Genomic DNA, 17851 nt, shown 5'->3' on the forward strand with positions numbered 1-17851 from the left:
ATCGATCGTTCCTAATGGGCTTCTAACGTGTGAAGCACGGGAAAACGCGCCGGGCCGCATCCACCGCCCCGGACGAACTCCCAGGGACGGCACGTCCGTTCCCGAGATCGCTTCGTACGGCCCGCGTGGCCTTGACCTCCTCGAAAGGGAGACTTCGATGACCCTCACCCCGTCCGCAGGCATGATCCACCCGTTCCGCATCGAGATTCCCCAGGCCGAGGTCGACGATCTGCGTGACCGCCTGGCCCGCACCCGCTGGAGTGGTGAGATCCCCGGCACCGGCTGGAGCCGGGGGGTGCCGGTGGAGTACCTGAAGGGCCTGGCCGACTACTGGGCCGACAAGTACGACTGGCGGGAGGCCGAGGCCCGGCTGAACGAGTTCCCGCAGTTCACCACCGAGATCGACGGGCAGAACATCCACTTCGTACACGTCCGGTCCGTCAGGGCGGACGCCACCCCGCTGCTGCTCCTGCACGACTGGCCGGGCTCGTTCACCCAGTTCACCGAGGTCGTCGAAACGCTGTCGCGGGACTTCCACGTGATCGTCACCTCCACGCCAGGCGTCGGGTTCTCCGGCCCGCTGAGCGGCCCCGGCTGGAACACCGGCAAGATCGCGGGTGCGTTCGCCGAGCTGATGGCCCGCCTCGGCTACGACCGGTACGGCGTGCAGGGTGGCGGCGGTGGCGCGTGGATCGCGGCGGAGATGAGCCGCCAGGCACCCGAGCGGGTCATCGGCATCCACCTCAACGGCCTGGTCACCTTCCCCTCCGACGACCCCGCCGACTTCGCGGGCCTCACCGAGGGCGAGCAGGTGCGCCTGGCCCGACTGCAGAACTTCCGCGACGACATGATGGGCTTCAACGTCATCCAGTCGACCCGGCCGCAGACCCTCGCGTACGGCCTGCACGACTCGCCTGTGGGCCAGTTGGCCTGGATCACCGAGAAGTTCAAGGAATGGACCGACAGCGCCGCGGACCTGCCCGAGGACGCCGTCGGCCGTGACCACCTGCTCACCAACGTCAGCGTCTACTGGTTCACCGGTACCGCCGGGTCCTCGGCCAACCTCTACTACGAGATGTCGCACGACCCCGCTGCCTGGGCCCCCAAGGAGCGCGGCACCGTCCCGGCCGCGGTGGCCGTCGCGCTGCCCACCGACGTCGCCATCCGCCGCTTCGCCGAGCGAGACCTCAACGTCACCCGCTGGACGGAGTTCGAGCGCGGCGGCAACTTCCTCTCCCTTGAGCAGCCCGAACTGTTCGCCGGCGACGTGCGCGCCTTCTTCGACGCTCTCGACCGACCTCACCGGTGATCAGGGGGCCAGCGTCCGGAGCCGCTCAGGGTCCGGCGGCTAACTGCCGAACAAATCACCACTTATCCCGCTAGGGTGCTTAAGATCCACTCGCGTCCGCCTCTGGAGTCGCTCCCCCGATGCCGCAAGTCGAACCACTTCGTGAAGGCGACCCGGCGGCGGTAGGGCCGTACCGGCTCGTCGGGCGGTTGGGCGCGGGCGGCCAGGGTGTCGTGTACCTCGGCGAGGCCGGCGACGGCAGGCCCGTCGCGGTCAAGGTGCTACGCGAGGACGTGGCCGGCGACGACCGGTTCGCGAAGGAGATCGCCGCCGCCCGCAGGGTGGAGCCGTTCTGCATCGCCCAAGTGCTCGACGCGTCGCTGACCGGCAGGCCGTACATCGTCACCGAGTACATCGAGGGACCGTCGCTGCAACAGGCGTCGCGGCACGCCGGCGCGGACCTGCAGCGGCTCGCGGTCGCCACCGCGACGGCACTGGCCGCCATCCACGCGGCGGGCGTGGTGCACCGGGACTTCAAACCGGCGAACGTCCTGCTGGGGGCCGGCGGGCCGCGCGTCATCGACTTCGGCATCGCCCGCACCACCGACGCCGCGGCCACGGTCACCAGCGCGGTCATCGGCACTCCTGCCTACATGGCGCCTGAGCAGATCGCCGGGCAGCAGGTCGGCCCGGCCACCGACGTGTTCGCATGGGCGTCGGTCGTCGGGTACGCGGCGACGGGGACGCCGCCCTTCGGCAACGACACGGTGCCCGCGATCATGAATCGCATCCTGCACAACGAGCCTCAACTCGGCGACCTGCCGCAGCCGCTGCGCTCGGTCGTGTACAGCTGCCTGGCCAAGGATCCACGCGAGCGTCCGACGATGCGCGATGTACTCCTGCGGCTCCTCGGCGGGCAGGGGCCCACGCCGCCGAGGCAGGCGCCCGTGGGGCCGAGGCAGATGCCCGTGGGGCCGAGGCAGATGCCGATGGGGCCGAGGCACGCCCCCTCCCGCCGTCCTGTCAACGTCCCGCTGATCGCCGGTGCCGCCGCTGCGATGGCGTTGACCCTGGTCGCCACCGTCGTATGGCTCGTGCCCTCAACGTGGCTGCTGCCCTCGACGTGGCTCGCGCCCTCACAGGAGAACCTGGCCGCCCAAGGCGGAGCCGACTCCGGCACCCCGACAATCGCCGCTCCCACCACGGGCTCCGCGACTCCGTCCACGCGCGCCCCCCAACGACCGAAAAGATCACCGAAGCCGGCACCGACCCAGACCCCGATATCGACGCCGAAGTCCACGCCCTCGTCGGAGCGAACGACCACGCGGCCGACGCCCACCCCCACCCGCACCACCAAGAAGCCCGTCTCGAGCGCCGCGCTCAGGATTCTCTCCATCCGCCCACAGGGGAAGGTGGGGTCGGCCGACTGCGTCGAGGGGCCGGCGAACTTCTCCACAAGGGTGGAGTCGGACAAGCGGTCGGTGGAGTTCTCCTACACGTTGGTGGTGGACGGGAAGAACGTGGAGCGCGGCTCATTGTGGGTCACCGACTACACCGCGTTCGTGCCTTCCCTGCAGTACGACCTGGGGCCCGGCCCGCACGCGGTGACCTTTCGGATCACCTCGCCGGTCGTCAGAGCCAAAGCCGTCTCTTTCACCGTCTGTCCCCTGGACTCCGAATGACGCAGGAGCCAGGGGAGCCAGGGGGGCCTTCCCTGATCGGCCCCTACCGGATCGTCCGCAAGATCGGGGAAGGCGGCCAGGGCGTGGTCTATCTCGGCACCGCGCCTGACGGCAGGCCTGTCGCGGTCAAGGTGCTGCGTGAGGACGTGGCCGGTGACGACCGCTTCGCCAAGGAGTTCGCCAAGGAGATCGCCGCCGCGCGCAGGGTGGAGCCGTTCTGTATCGCCCAGGTGCTCGACGCGTCGCTGGGCGGCCGGCCGTACATCGTGACCGAGTACGTCGAGGGACCTTCCCTGCAGCAGGCCGGCCGGCACACCGGGGCCGACCTGCAGCGGCTCGCCGTCGCCACCGCCACGGCGCTGGCCGCCATCCACCGGGCGGGCGTCGTGCACCGGGACTTCAAGCCCGCCAACGTGCTGCTGGGCCGGGATGGGCCGAGGGTCATCGACTTCGGCATCGCCCGCACCATCGACGCCGCGCTCACCGTGACGAGCAGCATCGTCGGCACCCCCGCCTATATGGCTCCCGAGCAGATCGCGGGGCAACACGTCGGCCCGGCCGCCGACGTGTTCGCCTGGGCATCCGTGATCGTGTCCGCCGCCACCGGCACCCCGCCATTCGGCAATGACTCGATGCCCGCGGTGCTCAGGAGAGTCCTGCACGACGAGCCGCAGCTGGGCGACCTGCCGCGGCCGCTTCGCTCCATCGTGTACAACTGCCTGGCCAAGGACCCCGCTCTCCGCCCGGCCATGCAGGACGTTCTCTTCCAGCTCATCGGCGGCCACGCACCACCACCATCACCTCCGAGAAGGCACGCACCACCACCATTGGCTCCGAGAAGGCACGCGCCCCCGGCATCGCCTCCGAGAAGGACGGCGACGCCCCGAAGCCGCCGTGGAGCCGTGCTCCTGGTCGGCGGTGGGGCGGTGGTCGTGTCGGCCGCCGTCGCGGCAGCCGTCGTCTGGCTGCCTTCCACGTTCCAGCCGGCGATCACCGGCCGCCCGGCCGCCCTTCCCTCCAGCGGTCCCACCCCCATCACGACCGACGAGCCCATCACGACCAGGACGAAGGTGAAGCAGTCCGGGAAACCAACGCGCACGCCAAGCCGGCCGGCACGCGGGCGGGACGAAACCGGTGCCAGGCCGACGCGCGGCCCCGGCGCGACATCGGCACCCAGTCCCAGCGCCAAGCCCACATCTGCCCCCAACGCCAAGGCCACACCCAGCCCCAGTGCCAAGCGGACCACGGCCGGCGGCGGCGTGGGTTCGGTGAGCGTGCGTCCGGAGGGCGTGAAGCTGGGAGATTGCTGGCGTCAGGACGTGATCCTCTACGGCATCGTCGGGAGAACCGGCACGCGCACGGAATTCACCTACCGGTGGCTGGTCGACGGCCAGGATCTGGGCAGGACAGTGAGCACCACGCCGGCCAAGACCGTGCTACCGGCCGGATCGCTCAAGACATCCGGCCCGCACCGGGTCGTCTTCCGCGTGATCACTCCGGTGAGCATCCAGAGAACTCTGACGGTGAACCTCTGCGACTTCGACAAGTTCTGATGCCTGGATGGTGGCCCAGCTGCCAGGACATTGGCTGTTGGGAAACGAACAGATATGAGCCGTTTGTGCTTAAACGCTTGAAGACTGTGAAGATCGAGATAAGTGGACATGTCTATTGATGTCCAGCTAGGCATACCTGTCTAATGGACTGGTGGCCGATGGCAGGGAGCACTCGGCGTCGAGTCTCCCCGGGGGGCCGGGAGAGCAGCCGGCCAAACCACCTCGGCAGCGACCGCCCGAAGATCAGCTTCTGGAGGCGGCGCGGAGGGCGCGAAATCGGCCGTTCGCCATCCTGTTCATGACTGCGGCGGTCGCGGTGCCCACGCTGGTCGCGCAGCTGTCTTTGGCACGGCTCTTCGACAGGCCACTGGTCTGGCTCGGATATCCGTTCACCATAGAAGAGTTTCGGGACATCCTGTCCGGGCTGGCATTGATCGCGGTGAACAGTGCCGCGATCGTCGTGCTGAGTGGCCTGCTTGCGCCTTTGCTGACCGAGAAGACATCGGAGGGCGGGTCGTTCCGTGCGTTGCTCCGACTGTTCGCCCTGACATGCTTACTCGGCGGCCTCGGCTTGGCGTTGTGTCTGCTGATCCCCCGATTCCAGAACATGGACGACTGGTGGCATTCGCTGCTCTTCTCTGTTCTGTTCTATCTCGGAGGCTTCGCGGTGGTCTCCGCGGTGGGGATCCGGTTCGCTTTCGCGGCTCCTGGAGTGACGCTTTGTGGACGGTCGGCGACAGCCGCGTTGCGAGACTCCCGTCGGCTGACTCGCCGGCTGTTCTTCCGCATTCTCGCGCTGCGTGTCGTCACGCAGGTAGTACTCGAATCGTTCGGGGGCGTGATCGGCGCGGCGGTGGTGAACGGGTCGTCGGGCCTGATCGACTTCAGTGCGGGCGATCTCGGCTTTGGTGGATGGGTGGTGGTGGCCATTCTCAAGTGGGGCTTCCTGATTCCGGTGTTGGCCGTGAACTCCGCGCTCGCCGTTGTCCAGTTCTTGGAGCAGTCCGATTATATTCGCGACAGGAAGCCCAAGGAGACCGTTGACTGATGTTTCCTCCATTACGCAGGCAGCCCATCATTCCGCTCCGCCCACTCGAGGTGAGCGAGATCCTGTCGGGGGCCGTACGGCTGATCAGGTATCACCCTTGGCCCTTCGTGGGATCAGCCCTGGTCCTGACCATCGTGACCGACCTACTCGCGCAGGCCTGGACATGGCTTGTCATTACGGCACTGACAGATCCGAAGGCGGAAGTGCCGGAAAATGTGCAGGCGGGGTCAACGGGGCTCTTCGGGATCGCCGCGCTCTACCTGGTGTCCTTCGCGTTGCAGGGGGCTGTGCAGGCCGTTCTCGTCGTGCAGGCGATGACCGGGGAGTCTGTGACGATCCGGAAGGCTCTGGGCTTGCTTCGTCGCCGGGTCAGAACAGTGGTGGGCGTGACAGCGTTTCTGGTGCTCGGGGAGTTCGTGTGGCTGATCCTGCTGGGTGTGACGGCGTTCTTGTCCTTCGGGCAGTTGGCGCGGCTGATCTTTCAGGGCGTGTTGAGCTCTGGCGCTCAGGAGCGCGTGAGCCTTGGGGTAGCGGGATTCGAGGTCGTCCCCGTTGTGATATGGCTTCTCGTCGCCGTTCCTGGCACGCTTCTCATGGCATTCTTCACAGTGTTCGCGCCTGCGGCCGCCGCGTTGGAACCGGTGGGAACGGGGCGCGCCCTGCGTCGTTCCCTCTCCCTGGCCGGAAACGGATTCTGGCGCGTGATCGGTGTGCTGCTGACCAGCTGCGCGCTGCTGCTGATCAGCTCACTCGTGTACCTGTTCGCCGCCCTTCTCTTTTCCGCTCTCTTCGCCGTGCTCCTCCTGGCGGCACCCCCGGCGATCGCAGGTCCTGAGCTCTGGGGGCAATCTCTGTTCGGACACCTGTTCTCCTGGCTCTCCACCGGGATCTACGGCTCGATTTCCGCCTGGTGGGTCGCGGTCGTCGTTCTCCTCTACCTGGATCTGCGAATGCGCCGGGAGGGTCTCGGCGAGGTGCTCTGGCATCGTTGGACGGCGAACCAGACCGCGTTCAGCCAACCTGTTCCAGCCGGGACCTCGGGTCCCGAGGGGTCGTCTGATCCGGAAGGAACTCCCGATTCCGGCGACCCCCCTGGCCCGAAGGCGACCGCTGATCCCGACGGGACTGATCCGCAGAAGACCGGTGGCCAGGGAGGATCAGCCGATCCCGGCGAAAGCGCTGATCCGCTCGCTTGAGTGGAGAGGCGAGGCGGCATGTGACCGGCGCATCGTGCGACTCGCTAACCTAAGGCGCGATGAACCGTTTGACGACGTCGAGAGGTGGGTTCGACCTCACCCGCTTCCCCGAGGACCCCCGCGACCCACTTCGCGCCTGGGACGCCGCCGACGAATATCTGCTGCGGGCGCTCGACGGAATCGACGGCGAGCCCACGGACCTGTCGGGCACCGTGGTCGTGCTGGGCGACCGGTGGGGTGCTCTGGTCACCGCGATCGCCGATCACCGCCCCGTGCAGATCAGCGACTCCTTCCTCGGCCAGGAGGCGACCCGCTCGAACCTGGAGCGCAACGGGGTAGCCCCCGACGCGGTGCGGCTCCGCACGACCAGGGACGCGCCTCCGGACCTGATCGACGTGCTGCTCATCCGAGTGCCCAAGAGCCTCGCGCTCCTTGAGGACCAGCTGCACCGCCTCGCACCCCACGTGCACTCGGGCACCGTGGTCATCGGCGCGGGGATGGTCACCGAGATCCACACCTCGACGCTGAAGCTGTTCGAACGGATCCTCGGGCCGACCAGGACGTCACTGGCGGTGAGGAAGGCACGGCTGATCTTCTGCTCACCGGACCCCCGGCTCCCCCGGAGCGGCAACCCGTGGCCGCTGAGCTACGCGCTGCCCACCGGCATCGGAGCCGTCTCTGGTCTGACCGTCACCAACCACGCGGGCATCTTCTGCGCCGACCGCCTTGACGTCGGCACCCGCTTCTTGCTGGGGAACCTGCCGTCGCGCCGTGGACGCGAACACGTCGTGGACCTGGGCTGCGGCAACGGGGTGACCGGGCTCGCCGCGGCACTGACCAACAGTGAAGCCCAGGTGACGTTCATCGACGAGTCCTATCAAGCGCTGGCTTCCGCGGAGGCCACGTTCCGGGCGAACGTGGCTGCGAGCACCACCGCCGCGTTCCTGGCGGCCGACGGCATGTCAGGCGTACCCGCGGGGACGGTGGACCTGGTGCTGAACAACCCGCCGTTCCACGCGCATCGCGCGACGACCGACGCGACGGCCTGGCGCATGTTCAACGGCTCACGCGCCGCACTGCGCCGCGGTGGCGAACTGTGGGTGGTCGGCAACCGGCATCTCGGCTACCACGCGAAGCTGCGCCGGCTCTTTGGCAACTGCGAGGTCGCCGCGAGCGACCCCAGGTTCGTCGTACTCCGAGCCGTCAAGAGCTAGTCGAGCCAGATCACGATCCCGGTCAGGTCGTTGAGCACGGCCGCGACGCCCGCCCTGATGGCGGCCGCGCAGCGCACGGTGGTGAACGAGCCGGGGTCGTACGTCGAGGACATGCCGAGCCCTTCGCCACGGAACGACGCGCCGGACCAGTCGACCGCCGTGACGTTGTGGGTGGGCTCGGCCAGCTCCGCGCCCACGACGAGGAACTGCTGTGACAGGTGGCTCGGGGTGACCAGCGCGAGGGAGTCGACGAGGTCGTTGCCCGCGCTGACGATGAGGTCCGGGCCCATCTCGAGGGCCCTGGTGATGCTGGGAACGAGGTCGGACGGGTCGTCGGCGACCACCGTTCTGAGGTCGACGCGCTCCTCCTCGGCCCAGTCCTTGACCGCCGTCACGAGGGCTTTGGTCGGGCGGTCGTCACCCGTGGTGAGCAGTACCACGCGGTAGTCCTTCGACGGGTGGACCCCGGTCCAGGTGCCGGGCCGCGGCGTGACGGTCGCCTCCGGGTTGGGCGGGGCGGAGGGGTCGGTGAACCCCGGGCCGAGAGTGCCGACGGCGGTGGGCTTGGGGTGCGGCCGCGACCAGTCGTCGCCGGAGCTGCAGCCGGTGACCAGCGCGGCGGCCACGGCCAGCGTGGCAACGGCCCGAAGCGGGGGTCGCAAGGCGATCGTCCTCCGAGTGGTGGCGGATGGTGCGCCTACATCCTCCTATCCCAGTTCCTGCCACTTTCAAGCTGTGAGGGTCGTTCTGGGGTTTTTTATTCTGCGGTTCGCCGGTGAGTCGGCTCGTGTTCACCCGTGGCGTGCAACGTGCTCTGGCTAACCGAAGGAGCCACATGTCAAAACGGGTCCGCCGTACCCTCGCCGTGATCGCTGCGGCGGTGATCGTCTTGCTGAGCGCCGGGCCGGCGCTCGCCCACGGGTTCACGTCGACCGTGTACGTCCACGTCACCGCGGGCGACGGGGGTCACGTACGAACGACGCTGGAGCTCGAGTACGACCTCTTCATCGTGTCCACCGCCGATTTCGAGGACGACGATCCCCTCTTCAAGGCGGGGACCGCCGCGTTCGAGGCCGGTGACACCGACGGGCAGGCCGCTGCGGTCAACACCCATGCGGAGTCGGCCGTCAAGTATGTCACCAAGCGCTTCTCGGTCACCTCGGACGGCAAGGCCTGCACGCCCACACAGGTCGGCGACTTCACGATGAGCGAGCGGGAGGGCGTGCCGTACGCCGATCTGCTGCTCGACTGGGCCTGTCCCGAGCCGGGCGACGGTCACGAGGTGCGCAGCGAGCTGTTCCCCGGCGCCGAGAAGTACGTCAAAGGCACCAAGACGATCGTCACCTACAAGATCGACGGCCGTTCGGGCAGTGCCGCGCTCGACGCCGATCACCCATCCTTCTCGACCGGTCAGTCGTGGTTCGAGCGGTTCTGGGAGTTCTTCCGCCTGGGCGCCGAGCACCTGGTGACCGGGATCGACCACATCCTGTTCCTGCTGGCGCTCATCGCCGGGTCACGGCGCCTGCGCGAGATCGTGCTCGCGGCCACGAGTTTCACCCTGGCGCACTCGGTGACGTTCATGCTCGCCGCCCTCGGCCTGGTCCATGTGCCCGCGAGGGTCGTGGAGCCCGTCATCGCGCTGTCGATCGCCGCGGTCGCCGGCTGGCACCTGTGGCGGATCTGGCGGCGCGGCGGCCACGCCGCCGACCTCAAGACGGTGGGACACAGTCACTTCAGCCTGGACCGTGCGGGCTGGACCCGCCTCGGGGTCGTGTTCTGCTTCGGCCTCGTGCACGGCCTGGGCTTCGCGGGCGCGCTGGGGATCGAGGAGGCGTGGTCGTGGACCCTGCTGTGGTCCTTGCTGGTGTTCAACGTCGGCATCGAGGTCGTACAGCTGGCGATCATCGCCGTCGTCTTCCCGCTGCTGGCCGTGCTGCGTCACCGTGCGCCGACGGCCGGCCTCTGGGCGACGGGTGTGATTTCTGTGGGCGTGTCCGTTATGGGGCTGGTCTGGTTCGTGCAACGGGTGTTCGGGAGCTGAAACCGCAGATCTTCTGGGAATTTCCACCAATCCGCCGGGCCGCATTCACGATCGCTTCACCAAGTGACGAAACGTTGAGTGCCGCTTCTCCGCATCTTGTGCGAAAAAGGACGTAAACATGACATTGGGCACCTCGACGCAGTCCCCCGGCCCCGTGCGGCGCCGCGTGGCTGCAGGGGCCGTAGCGGCATTCCTGGGCTTGGCCGCGATCGTCGGTAGCGGCGTGGCATCCCCCGCCAGCGCTGCCGATACCGCCACACTTACCGGCATCATCCTCGGCGTGGGCGCCAACGAGTCCCAGCGCACCGTGACGTGGTACTCCTCGGCCGACACCGCACAGAAGGTCCAGCTCGCGCCGACCGCAGGGCTCGTCAACGGCGAGTTCCCCGCCGGCGCCGCCACCTTCGCCGCCATCGGCAAGGCGAACATCGCCACCAGCGGCGGCTTCAACCGCCACGCGACGATCACCAGCCTGAAGGAGCACACGACGTACTCCTACCGCGTCGGCACCGAGGACAACTGGTCCCCGACGTACTCCTTCAAGACCCAGGACTTCGAGGGCGACTACGACTTCCTGTTCTTCGGCGACCCGCAGATCGGCTCGTCCGGCGACGTGGCGAAGGACCAGGCCGGTTGGCAGGACACCCTGGACGTCGCCCTCGCGGCGAACCCGGACTCCGAGCTGCTGGTGTCGGGCGGTGACCAGGTCGAGACCGCCAACACCGAGTCGCAGTGGAACGCCTTCCTCGCACCCGACAAGCTGCGCCAGTACCCGTGGGCCGCCACCATCGGCAACCACGACGTCGGCGGCAAGGCCTACGAGCAGCACCTGTTCACCCCGAACACCGACAACTCGGCTCCGCTGTACGCCAACGGAAACCCGGCTTCGAACACGTCCGGTGGCAACTACTGGTACATCTACAAGGATGTCCTGTACATCGACATCAACAGCAACAGCTACGCCACCTCCCAGGGTGGTGGCGGTGACGCGGCGCACCTCGCCTACGTGACCGACGTCATCAACCAGCACGGTGGCGAGGCCAAGTGGAAGGTGCTCGTCTTCCACCACTCGATCTACTCGGGGGCCAGCCATGCCAAGGACTCCGACAACAAGGTGCGCCGTGTCGACCTCCCGACCACCTTCTCCAAGCTCGGCGTCGACCTGGTGCTGCAGGGCCACGACCACGTCTACACCCGCAGCTACCTGATCAAGAACAGCCAGAAGGCGAACCCGGACGAGCAGCCCGGCGCCGCCGACGTGTACGCCGGTCCTGGCGGCGTGCTCTACGTGACGGCGAACTCGGCCTCGGGCTCGAAGTACTACGACATCACGGCCCCCGACAACAGCGGCACGAGTGGCGCCGGCAACGGTGCCGACCCCCTGAACCCGACCAGCTACTGGTACAACTCGGTCCAGAACCAGGAGCACGTCCGCTCCTACGTCAAGGTCCAGGTGCGCAACGACAAGCTCGTCGTCGAGAACGTCCGCAGCGGCACCTGCGCGGCTCCGAACGCGGCGGTGGAGCGTGGCCTCTCCTGCACCAACACCCCCGGCGGTCAGCCGGTCGGCTCGATCGTCGACAAGGTCACCGTGCACCCGTACCACGGCGACGGCCAGACCCTCCAGGTCAACGTGCCCGACGCCGCTCCGGGTGAGTTCGGCTGGACGATCGACGGCCAGAACGGCCTGGTGGACCTCGGCACCGCGAAGGACCACAACGGCGAGTACTTCGGGGCGACCGGCCAGATCAACCCGCTCGTCGTGTCGGACAACCGCCGCTCGCTCGCTCCGTGGTCGATCTCGGCCAGCGTGGGTGACTTCCAGGACGCCGGCAAGAAGTTCTCCGGCGCCTACCTCGGCTGGACACCGCGCGTGCTCCAGGACGGCGCCGGTGCTCAGGCCAGCGGGTCGGTGGCCTCCGCCTACGACGACCGCGGCCAGGGCCTGTCCGTCTCGCGCGGCCTCGGCTGGGCCGAGCAGGGCCACGCCAAGGGCACGGCCAAGCTGGGCGCCGACCTGGACCTGAAGATGCCGGGCAGCGTCGAGAAGGGTGCTTACCGCACCACCCTCACGATCACTGCGCTGAGCAGCTGACCGGACCTGATTTACCTGGCGGGGTAGGCACCTTCTGGTGCCCACCCCGCCGCTTGTGCCAGATCCGCCCCAGATCGCCCGAGGACCCTGAGATGCACGCGCCCGTAACGCGCCGGAAGACCACCGTCGCCGCCCTCGTTCGTACCGCCGCCCTGACCCTGCTCGCCGCCTTCGCGGTCGCCGGCGTGTGTGCCGGCCCCGCTCTGGCGGAGGACGGCAACGTCACCTGGACGGTCAGGACGGACTCGAACAGCTACGGCGCCGATCGGTCCAGCTTCAGCCATGCCGTCAACCCCGGTGGACTGGTCAAGGACGCCATGGTCGTCGCCAACCGCGGCAAGGCTCCGCTCAAACTCGCCGTCTACGCCGCCGACGGCTTCACGACCGACACGGGCCAGCTCGACCTCCTCCTCAAGGACAAGAAGTCCGTCGGAATCGGCGCCTGGGTCCACACCGACCGCGACAGCGTCACGATCCCGCCCGGGCAGACCGTCAAGGTCCCCTTCACGGTCACCATTCCGGGCAACGCCACACCCGGCGATTACGTGGGCGGCATCCTCACCTCCCTGACGCAGCCCAGCGGAGCCGAGAGCGTCAACGTGGATCGGCGCCTCGGTATCCGGGTCAAGCTGCGGGTCAGCGGCGAGCTCAAGCCGATCCTCGCGATCGAGGACCTCCACGTGGACTACGCCGGCTCGGGCAACCCGTTCGCCAAGGGCGACGCCACCGTCACCTACAGCATCCACAACACCGGCAACGCCATCCTGTCGGCCCAGCAGACGGTGTCGGTCTCGGGCCCGTTCGGGTGGCTGGGAGCGGAAGCGGGCAAGATCGCCTCGCCGCCGGAGCTGCTCCCGGGTGAGAGCTGGAAGGTGAAGGTGCCCGTCCACGGTGTGGCACCCGGAGTCAGGCTGGCCGCGACCACGACCCTCATGCCCCTGCTCACCGACGCGTCGGGCTCCACCACCTCGCTCGAGCCGGTCCGAGCCACGACGGACGCCTGGGCCGTCCCGTGGACGCTGTTGCTGCTGGTCGTCGTCCTGATCGCCGTCATCGTCGGGGCGCTGCTTCTCGCGCGCCGCCGCCGCGTACGGCGCAAGCTGCGTGAGGAAGCCCGCGTACGGGACGCCGTCGAGCAGGCGCTCCGCGACCAGAAGACGCAGGCGCACTGACCGCCGAATCTCCCGACGCGGCCGAGCGGGTTCTGTCAGGCGAGGATCGCGATGACCTGGGAGGCGTAGCCGACGGCCTGGAGTGCCGAGTCGATGGTGCCGGTGAGGTTGAGTGAGACGCTGTTCTTGCAGGTCGCGTTGTAGCTCGCGGACGCGCGCCAGGCCGCGGAGAGAGCGGGGATGGAGCTCGACTTGCTCCAGTTATGGTCGCGGGACCCAGAATCGAACGTCCCGTGGAGCCGCCCGGCGGTCTCGAACACGAAGGCCGAACCCGACGAGAGGCGGACGACGCAGACACCAGTGAAGTTGTAGCTCGTGGCACCTGAGTCGTGTATGTGCCCGGACCACTGGTAGGTCCCGTTGTCGTACAGGGTCAGCGATGTCCAGCCCCCCACGGGGACTCCTCCGCTGAAGGTGACATTGCGGTTGAGGGTGATCGGCGAAGGCAAGGCGGTCGAGCCCCGACGGCCGGCCGCTGCGGCGTTGTCGGCCCGCGTCTGCGTACGAACTTCGGGAGTGACACAGACGTCATCCCCGGAGAACGCCTCGCGCCACACGTACCCCTGGACGCAGGTGTGCGGGCCGTACGGGCCGGAGACCCAGCGCCCGGCCTTCAGCCTGTTGTCCTGCGCGGCCTGGTCCCGGGCTTCCGGGGCGACGCAGACGTGGTCGAAGGGGCGTGCCTCACGCCAGACGAACCCTTGACGGCAGGTGTCGGGGTCGTAGGCGCCACCGGCGGCCGTGCCGGCTGCGGTCGTGCCGGCCGTGCTCGCGGTGGCCGGGGAGGCGGGCGAGAGGGAGACGGTGAGTCCGGCGGTCGCGATCACGGCCATTCCGAGAGCCACGCGATTCATGATCTTCTCCTAATGCCGGAGGACTTATTCGAAATGCATCTCTGATTCCACGACCCGGGATCAGGGGCGCGGCTCGCCGAATCCGGGCGTGAATCATCCCCATTGGGGTCAGGCCCGGAGTTCGTGTCCAGAAACGTAAACGGCTCCTGCCGAGGGTCTTCGCCGCAAGCACGAAATGACTCGGAGGAACCGTTGCGCTACGAGGCTCTCACAGGCTTGACCATGGAACAACGTCCTGACCTGGCGCGTCGTGTCGCGGCGAAGACCCGGACGGCGCCCCCCGGGCGCATCCCGAGTGGATCAGGCCGACATCACTTCTATCCAGTAGCGGCCGGTGGGGTCCCGATGGGCGCCGTGAATGTCGGTCGCAAGGTCGGGGAACGCCCGGTCGAAGTCCTCCAGTGCTCGCAAGTACGTCATCAGGGGTCCGTCAGCGGGCCCGGTCGCTTCCCCTGGCATCAGCATCGGGATCCCGGGCGGCGTGACCACGACCGTGGTGGCGGCGATCCGGCCGGGCAGGTCGACAAGCGGGACGCGTTCGGTGCGTGATCGGATCATCGCCTGGTAGCAGTCGGCCGGGGCCAGGACGGGCTCGGGAAGAGTGGTGAAGACCTGGTCGAGCAGGTCGCCGACACCGGAGTCGCGCAGCTTGTCGCCTGCCGGGCGACCGCGCCGACGTTGGCGTCCGGCTCGCGGAGCAGGGATCGCGCCGAGGGTGGGGTGGCGGCGGCGCCTTGGATGACGGCGATTGTTTACTCGAAACGGGACGGGTCCCCTGCACCTCTGCGGAGGATCTCCGGTTCGTCCTGCGAGAAGTCGATGACCGTCGTGGGCACGGCACCGCACTCACCGGCGTCGATCACGGCGTCCACCACGTGGTCGAGCCTTTCCTTGATCTCCCAGCCTTGTGTCATGGCCTCGGTCTCGCCGGGAAGGAGCAGGGTGCTGGACAGCAACGGTTCGCCGAGTTCGGTCAGCAACGCCTGCGCGACGACGTGATCGGGGATCCGGACGCCGACGGTCTGCTTTCTGGGGTGCATCAACCGGCGCGGCACCTCCTTCGTCGCCGGCAATATGAACGTGTAGCTGCCGGGAGTCGCCGCCTTGATCGAGCGGAACAGCGCGTTGCTGACATGGACGAACTGGCCGAGCTGAGCGAAGTCCTTGCACACCAGAGTGAAGTGGTGGTGACTGTCGAGATGGCGGATCTCCCTGATCCGGTCGATGCCGTCCTTGTTGCCCACCCGGCAGCCGAGTGCGAAGCACGAGTCGGTCGGGTACACGATCAGCCCGTCCGTACGGACTATGTCTGCCACCTGACGGAGCACCCGAGGTTGCGGGTTGTCCGGATGCACGTCGAAGTACTTTGCCATGCATGGGAGCTTAGAAGCGATGACCGCGCCGGGCGACGTAGTAGCCCAGCGTCTCGATGCGTGCGGTCGGTCTTGCCCGGGCGGACGTGGATGGTGCGGCCCAGGAAGCCGAGCAGCCACAGCCGCTCCAGGACGCCGTTGATACCGAGCTCATCGCCCCGGCTGGTCAGCCGGGGTTCGACCATCCGCAGCCACCACCACACCTCCTCGCGCGACGTTCACGGATCCTCTATCGTCGGATCGAGACGCTGGAGGCGTATATGCCCGACCTATCGCCATTACGCTCCGGTGAGCCCGACCAGTTCGGCGACTACAGAGTGCTCGGCCGCATCGGTCAGGGCGGTCAGGGAACGGTGTACCTCGCCGAGTCGCCCGCGGGGAACCGGGTCGCCATCAAGGTCCTGCACGCACACCAGGCGATGGACCAGAACGCGCAGCGCAGGTTTCTGCGCGAGGTCGCCACCGCGCGGCGGGTGGCGACCTTTTCCACGGCACGGGTCATCGAGGTCGGTACGGCGGATCAGCAGCCCTATATCGTCAGCGAGTACGTCGAGGGGGTCTCGCTGGAGCAACGGGTCCGGGAACGGGGGCCGCTCACAGGCGACGAGTTGGTACGACTGGCACTGGGCACGGCCGGCGCACTGGCCGCGATCCATCAAGCGGGCGTCGTGCATCGCGACTTCAAACCGAGCAACGTGCTGCTCGGCTCCGATGGGCCGCGCGTGATCGACTTCGGCATCGCTCGCGCCCTCGACTCCTTCACGGTCACCAGCAGCGGCGTGGCCGGCACCCCGGCGTACATGGCGCCCGAACAGATCGCCAACGAGCAGGTCGGCCCACCGGCCGACGTGTTCAGCTGGGCGGTGACCATGGTCTTCGCGGCCACCGGCCGTCTCGCCTTCGGCGGCGCGAGCGTTCCGGCCGTTCTGCACGCCGTCCTCATCACAGAACCCGACCTCAGCGAGGTGCCTGAGTCGCTGCGTTCACTGCTCGGCCAATGCCTGGTCAAGACTCCGCAGGTCAGGCCGACCGCCGCCGAGATCATGCTCCAGTTGGTGGGCCACGGCGCCGCCCGGCCGCCTGGGGCGGCAACCGCCGAGCCGGCCCGTGCATCGCCCTCCGCCGCCTCCGCCTTGCCGGTTTCGGCGCACGAGACCGCGCCGCACGCGGCGGCGGCCGTCACCACTGCGGGGACGACCGGCAGTTCATCCGAGACCGGCCGCTCCCGGCGCGGCGTGTCGCGAGCGACAGCCCCCCTGCTGAGCGTGCTGCTCGCCCTCGCGGTCACGGCCGGCATCTGGCTTTGGAGATCGCCTGTCAACCACACCTCCACCCCTGCCGCTTCCCCCACCACTCCTTCCAGCCGAGGCACCTCTTCCTCCGCCGTCGTCAACAAGCTGGACAAGGTCGGTATCGCCTGGGATGTCGGCGGCCGGGGCGATCTGTGGTTCAACGACTCGGCCGCGCAGGGCCTCGAACGTGCGAAGAAGGAGCTCGGCATACGCGAGGTGAAGGAGTTGGCGGCGGGCGCTGGTGAGACGGAAGAGCAAAAGGTACAACGGCTGCGAGGGCTCGCCCAGGGCGGACACAACCCGATCATCGCGATCGGCTTTCCGTACTCCGAAGCGGTCAGGAGCGTCGCGGCCGAGTTCCCGGGCACCAAGTTCGCGATCGTCGACGGCGGGGAGGCGGCCGGAAACAACGTTTCGAACCTCGTCTTCGCCGAGCAGGAAGGCGGGTTCCTCGCCGGTGTGGCGGCAGCACTGAAGTCGAACAAGGGGCGCGTGGGCTTCGTCGGCGCGGTCAATGACGGGGGCCCCATCGAAAGAGCCGCCACGGGATTCGTCGCGGGTGCCAGGTCGGTCAAGCCGGACATCAGGATCGACGTCAAGTACGTGAGCCGCTATCCGGACTTCAGCGGTTTCGACGACCCCGCCAAGGGCAAGCTTGTCGCAACCGGCATGTTCGGCGCGGGCGCCGATGTTCTCTTCCAGGCGGCGGGCGGCTCCAACCTCGGTGTCATGCAGGCCGCCAAGGCGGCCGGCGGGCGGGTCATCGGCGCCGAAGGCGACGAGGCCCGCACCGCAGACGCCACATTGCGTGACGTCGTCCTGACCTCGATCATCAAGCGAGTCGACACGGTGGTCTTCGACTACCTCAAAGACTTCTCCACCGGCTCTGCCAAGTCCGGTCCCATCGTTTACGACATCAAGGACCACGGCTTCGCGTACACGACAACCGGCAACCAGATCGACGGCATCAAGGCACGTCTGGACGAGATGGAACAAAAGATCGCCGATGGCCAGATCGTCGTCCCCGGTTCGTGATCGGGCAC

At 68.0% G+C, this 17851-nt stretch carries 14 protein-coding genes; 10 read left to right on the plus strand and 4 right to left on the minus strand.

Features of this window, described 5'->3' with window-relative positions; translation table 11 throughout:
* The first annotated feature begins 157 nt into the window (after positions 1 to 157).
* From ACOZ38_RS03970 to ACOZ38_RS03995, 6 genes are all read left to right on the plus strand, one after another.
* Complete coding sequence (locus tag ACOZ38_RS03970; protein ID WP_424528847.1) at positions 158 to 1309, plus strand: epoxide hydrolase family protein; 1152 nt, start codon at positions 158 to 160, stop codon at positions 1307 to 1309.
* A 119-nt stretch (positions 1310 to 1428) separates the two neighbouring features.
* Positions 1429 to 2970 (plus strand): protein kinase domain-containing protein, encoded by a 1542-nt coding sequence (locus tag ACOZ38_RS03975; protein WP_424528848.1) that lies wholly within the window; start codon positions 1429 to 1431, stop codon positions 2968 to 2970.
* On the plus strand, positions 2967 to 4523 hold the full coding sequence (locus ACOZ38_RS03980; protein WP_424528849.1) for a serine/threonine protein kinase: 1557 nt from the start codon (positions 2967 to 2969) through the stop codon (positions 4521 to 4523). The genes ACOZ38_RS03975 and ACOZ38_RS03980 overlap by 4 nt, the downstream gene beginning before the upstream one ends.
* 298 nt (positions 4524 to 4821) lie before the next feature.
* Complete coding sequence (locus ACOZ38_RS03985; protein WP_424528850.1) at positions 4822 to 5571, plus strand: glycerophosphoryl diester phosphodiesterase membrane domain-containing protein; 750 nt, start codon at positions 4822 to 4824, stop codon at positions 5569 to 5571.
* 50 nt (positions 5572 to 5621) lie between these two features.
* The gene (locus tag ACOZ38_RS03990) at positions 5622 to 6767 is read left to right on the plus strand and encodes a hypothetical protein (RefSeq protein ID WP_424528851.1); all 1146 of its coding nucleotides are present in this window, start codon (positions 5622 to 5624) and stop codon (positions 6765 to 6767) included.
* Between the two features lie 59 nt (positions 6768 to 6826).
* Positions 6827 to 7981 (plus strand): methyltransferase, encoded by a 1155-nt coding sequence (locus ACOZ38_RS03995; RefSeq protein ID WP_424528852.1) that lies wholly within the window; start codon positions 6827 to 6829, stop codon positions 7979 to 7981.
* On the opposite strand, the gene ACOZ38_RS04000 is transcribed toward ACOZ38_RS03995, so the two are convergent.
* Positions 7978 to 8643: a hypothetical protein gene (locus tag ACOZ38_RS04000; protein WP_424528853.1), complete on the minus strand. Its 666-nt coding sequence runs from the start codon at positions 8641 to 8643 to the stop codon at positions 7978 to 7980. The genes ACOZ38_RS03995 and ACOZ38_RS04000 overlap by 4 nt on opposite strands.
* Before the next feature lie 173 nt (positions 8644 to 8816).
* On the opposite strand from ACOZ38_RS04000, the gene ACOZ38_RS04005 reads away from it, so the two are divergent.
* The 3 genes from ACOZ38_RS04005 to ACOZ38_RS04015 all read left to right on the plus strand — a co-directional run bounded on the left by ACOZ38_RS04005 (position 8817) and on the right by ACOZ38_RS04015 (position 13289).
* Positions 8817 to 10022: a HupE/UreJ family protein gene (locus ACOZ38_RS04005; protein ID WP_424528854.1), complete on the plus strand. Its 1206-nt coding sequence runs from the start codon at positions 8817 to 8819 to the stop codon at positions 10020 to 10022.
* A 118-nt stretch (positions 10023 to 10140) separates the two neighbouring features.
* On the plus strand, positions 10141 to 12117 hold the full coding sequence (locus ACOZ38_RS04010) for a fibronectin type III domain-containing protein (protein WP_424528855.1): 1977 nt from the start codon (positions 10141 to 10143) through the stop codon (positions 12115 to 12117).
* Between the two features lie 92 nt (positions 12118 to 12209).
* Positions 12210 to 13289, plus strand: coding sequence for a WxL protein peptidoglycan domain-containing protein (locus ACOZ38_RS04015; protein WP_424528856.1), 1080 nt, complete (start codon positions 12210 to 12212; stop codon positions 13287 to 13289).
* Positions 13290 to 13324: 35 nt separating this feature from the next.
* Here the strand turns inward: ACOZ38_RS04015 and ACOZ38_RS04020 are convergent, their stop codons facing one another.
* The 3 genes from ACOZ38_RS04020 to ACOZ38_RS04030 all read right to left on the minus strand — a co-directional run bounded on the left by ACOZ38_RS04020 (position 13325) and on the right by ACOZ38_RS04030 (position 15516).
* Positions 13325 to 14143, minus strand: coding sequence for a hypothetical protein (locus tag ACOZ38_RS04020; protein ID WP_424528857.1), 819 nt, complete (start codon positions 14141 to 14143; stop codon positions 13325 to 13327).
* A gap of 300 nt (positions 14144 to 14443) precedes the next feature.
* The gene (locus ACOZ38_RS04025) at positions 14444 to 14989 is read right to left on the minus strand and encodes a hypothetical protein (protein WP_424528858.1); all 546 of its coding nucleotides are present in this window, start codon (positions 14987 to 14989) and stop codon (positions 14444 to 14446) included.
* Entirely contained in the window at positions 14896 to 15516 is a 621-nt protein-coding gene (locus ACOZ38_RS04030; RefSeq protein ID WP_405144032.1) for an L-threonylcarbamoyladenylate synthase, read from the minus strand. The genes ACOZ38_RS04025 and ACOZ38_RS04030 overlap by 94 nt, the downstream gene beginning before the upstream one ends.
* 56 nt (positions 15517 to 15572) lie before the next feature.
* On the opposite strand from ACOZ38_RS04030, the gene ACOZ38_RS04035 reads away from it, so the two are divergent.
* Positions 15573 to 17843, plus strand: coding sequence for a BMP family ABC transporter substrate-binding protein (locus tag ACOZ38_RS04035; RefSeq protein WP_424528859.1), 2271 nt, complete (start codon positions 15573 to 15575; stop codon positions 17841 to 17843).
* Positions 17844 to 17851 lie beyond the last annotated feature (8 nt).

The organism is Sphaerisporangium viridialbum (genome assembly GCF_049674955.1).
Taxonomy (GTDB): domain Bacteria; phylum Actinomycetota; class Actinomycetes; order Streptosporangiales; family Streptosporangiaceae; genus Sphaerisporangium; species Sphaerisporangium viridialbum.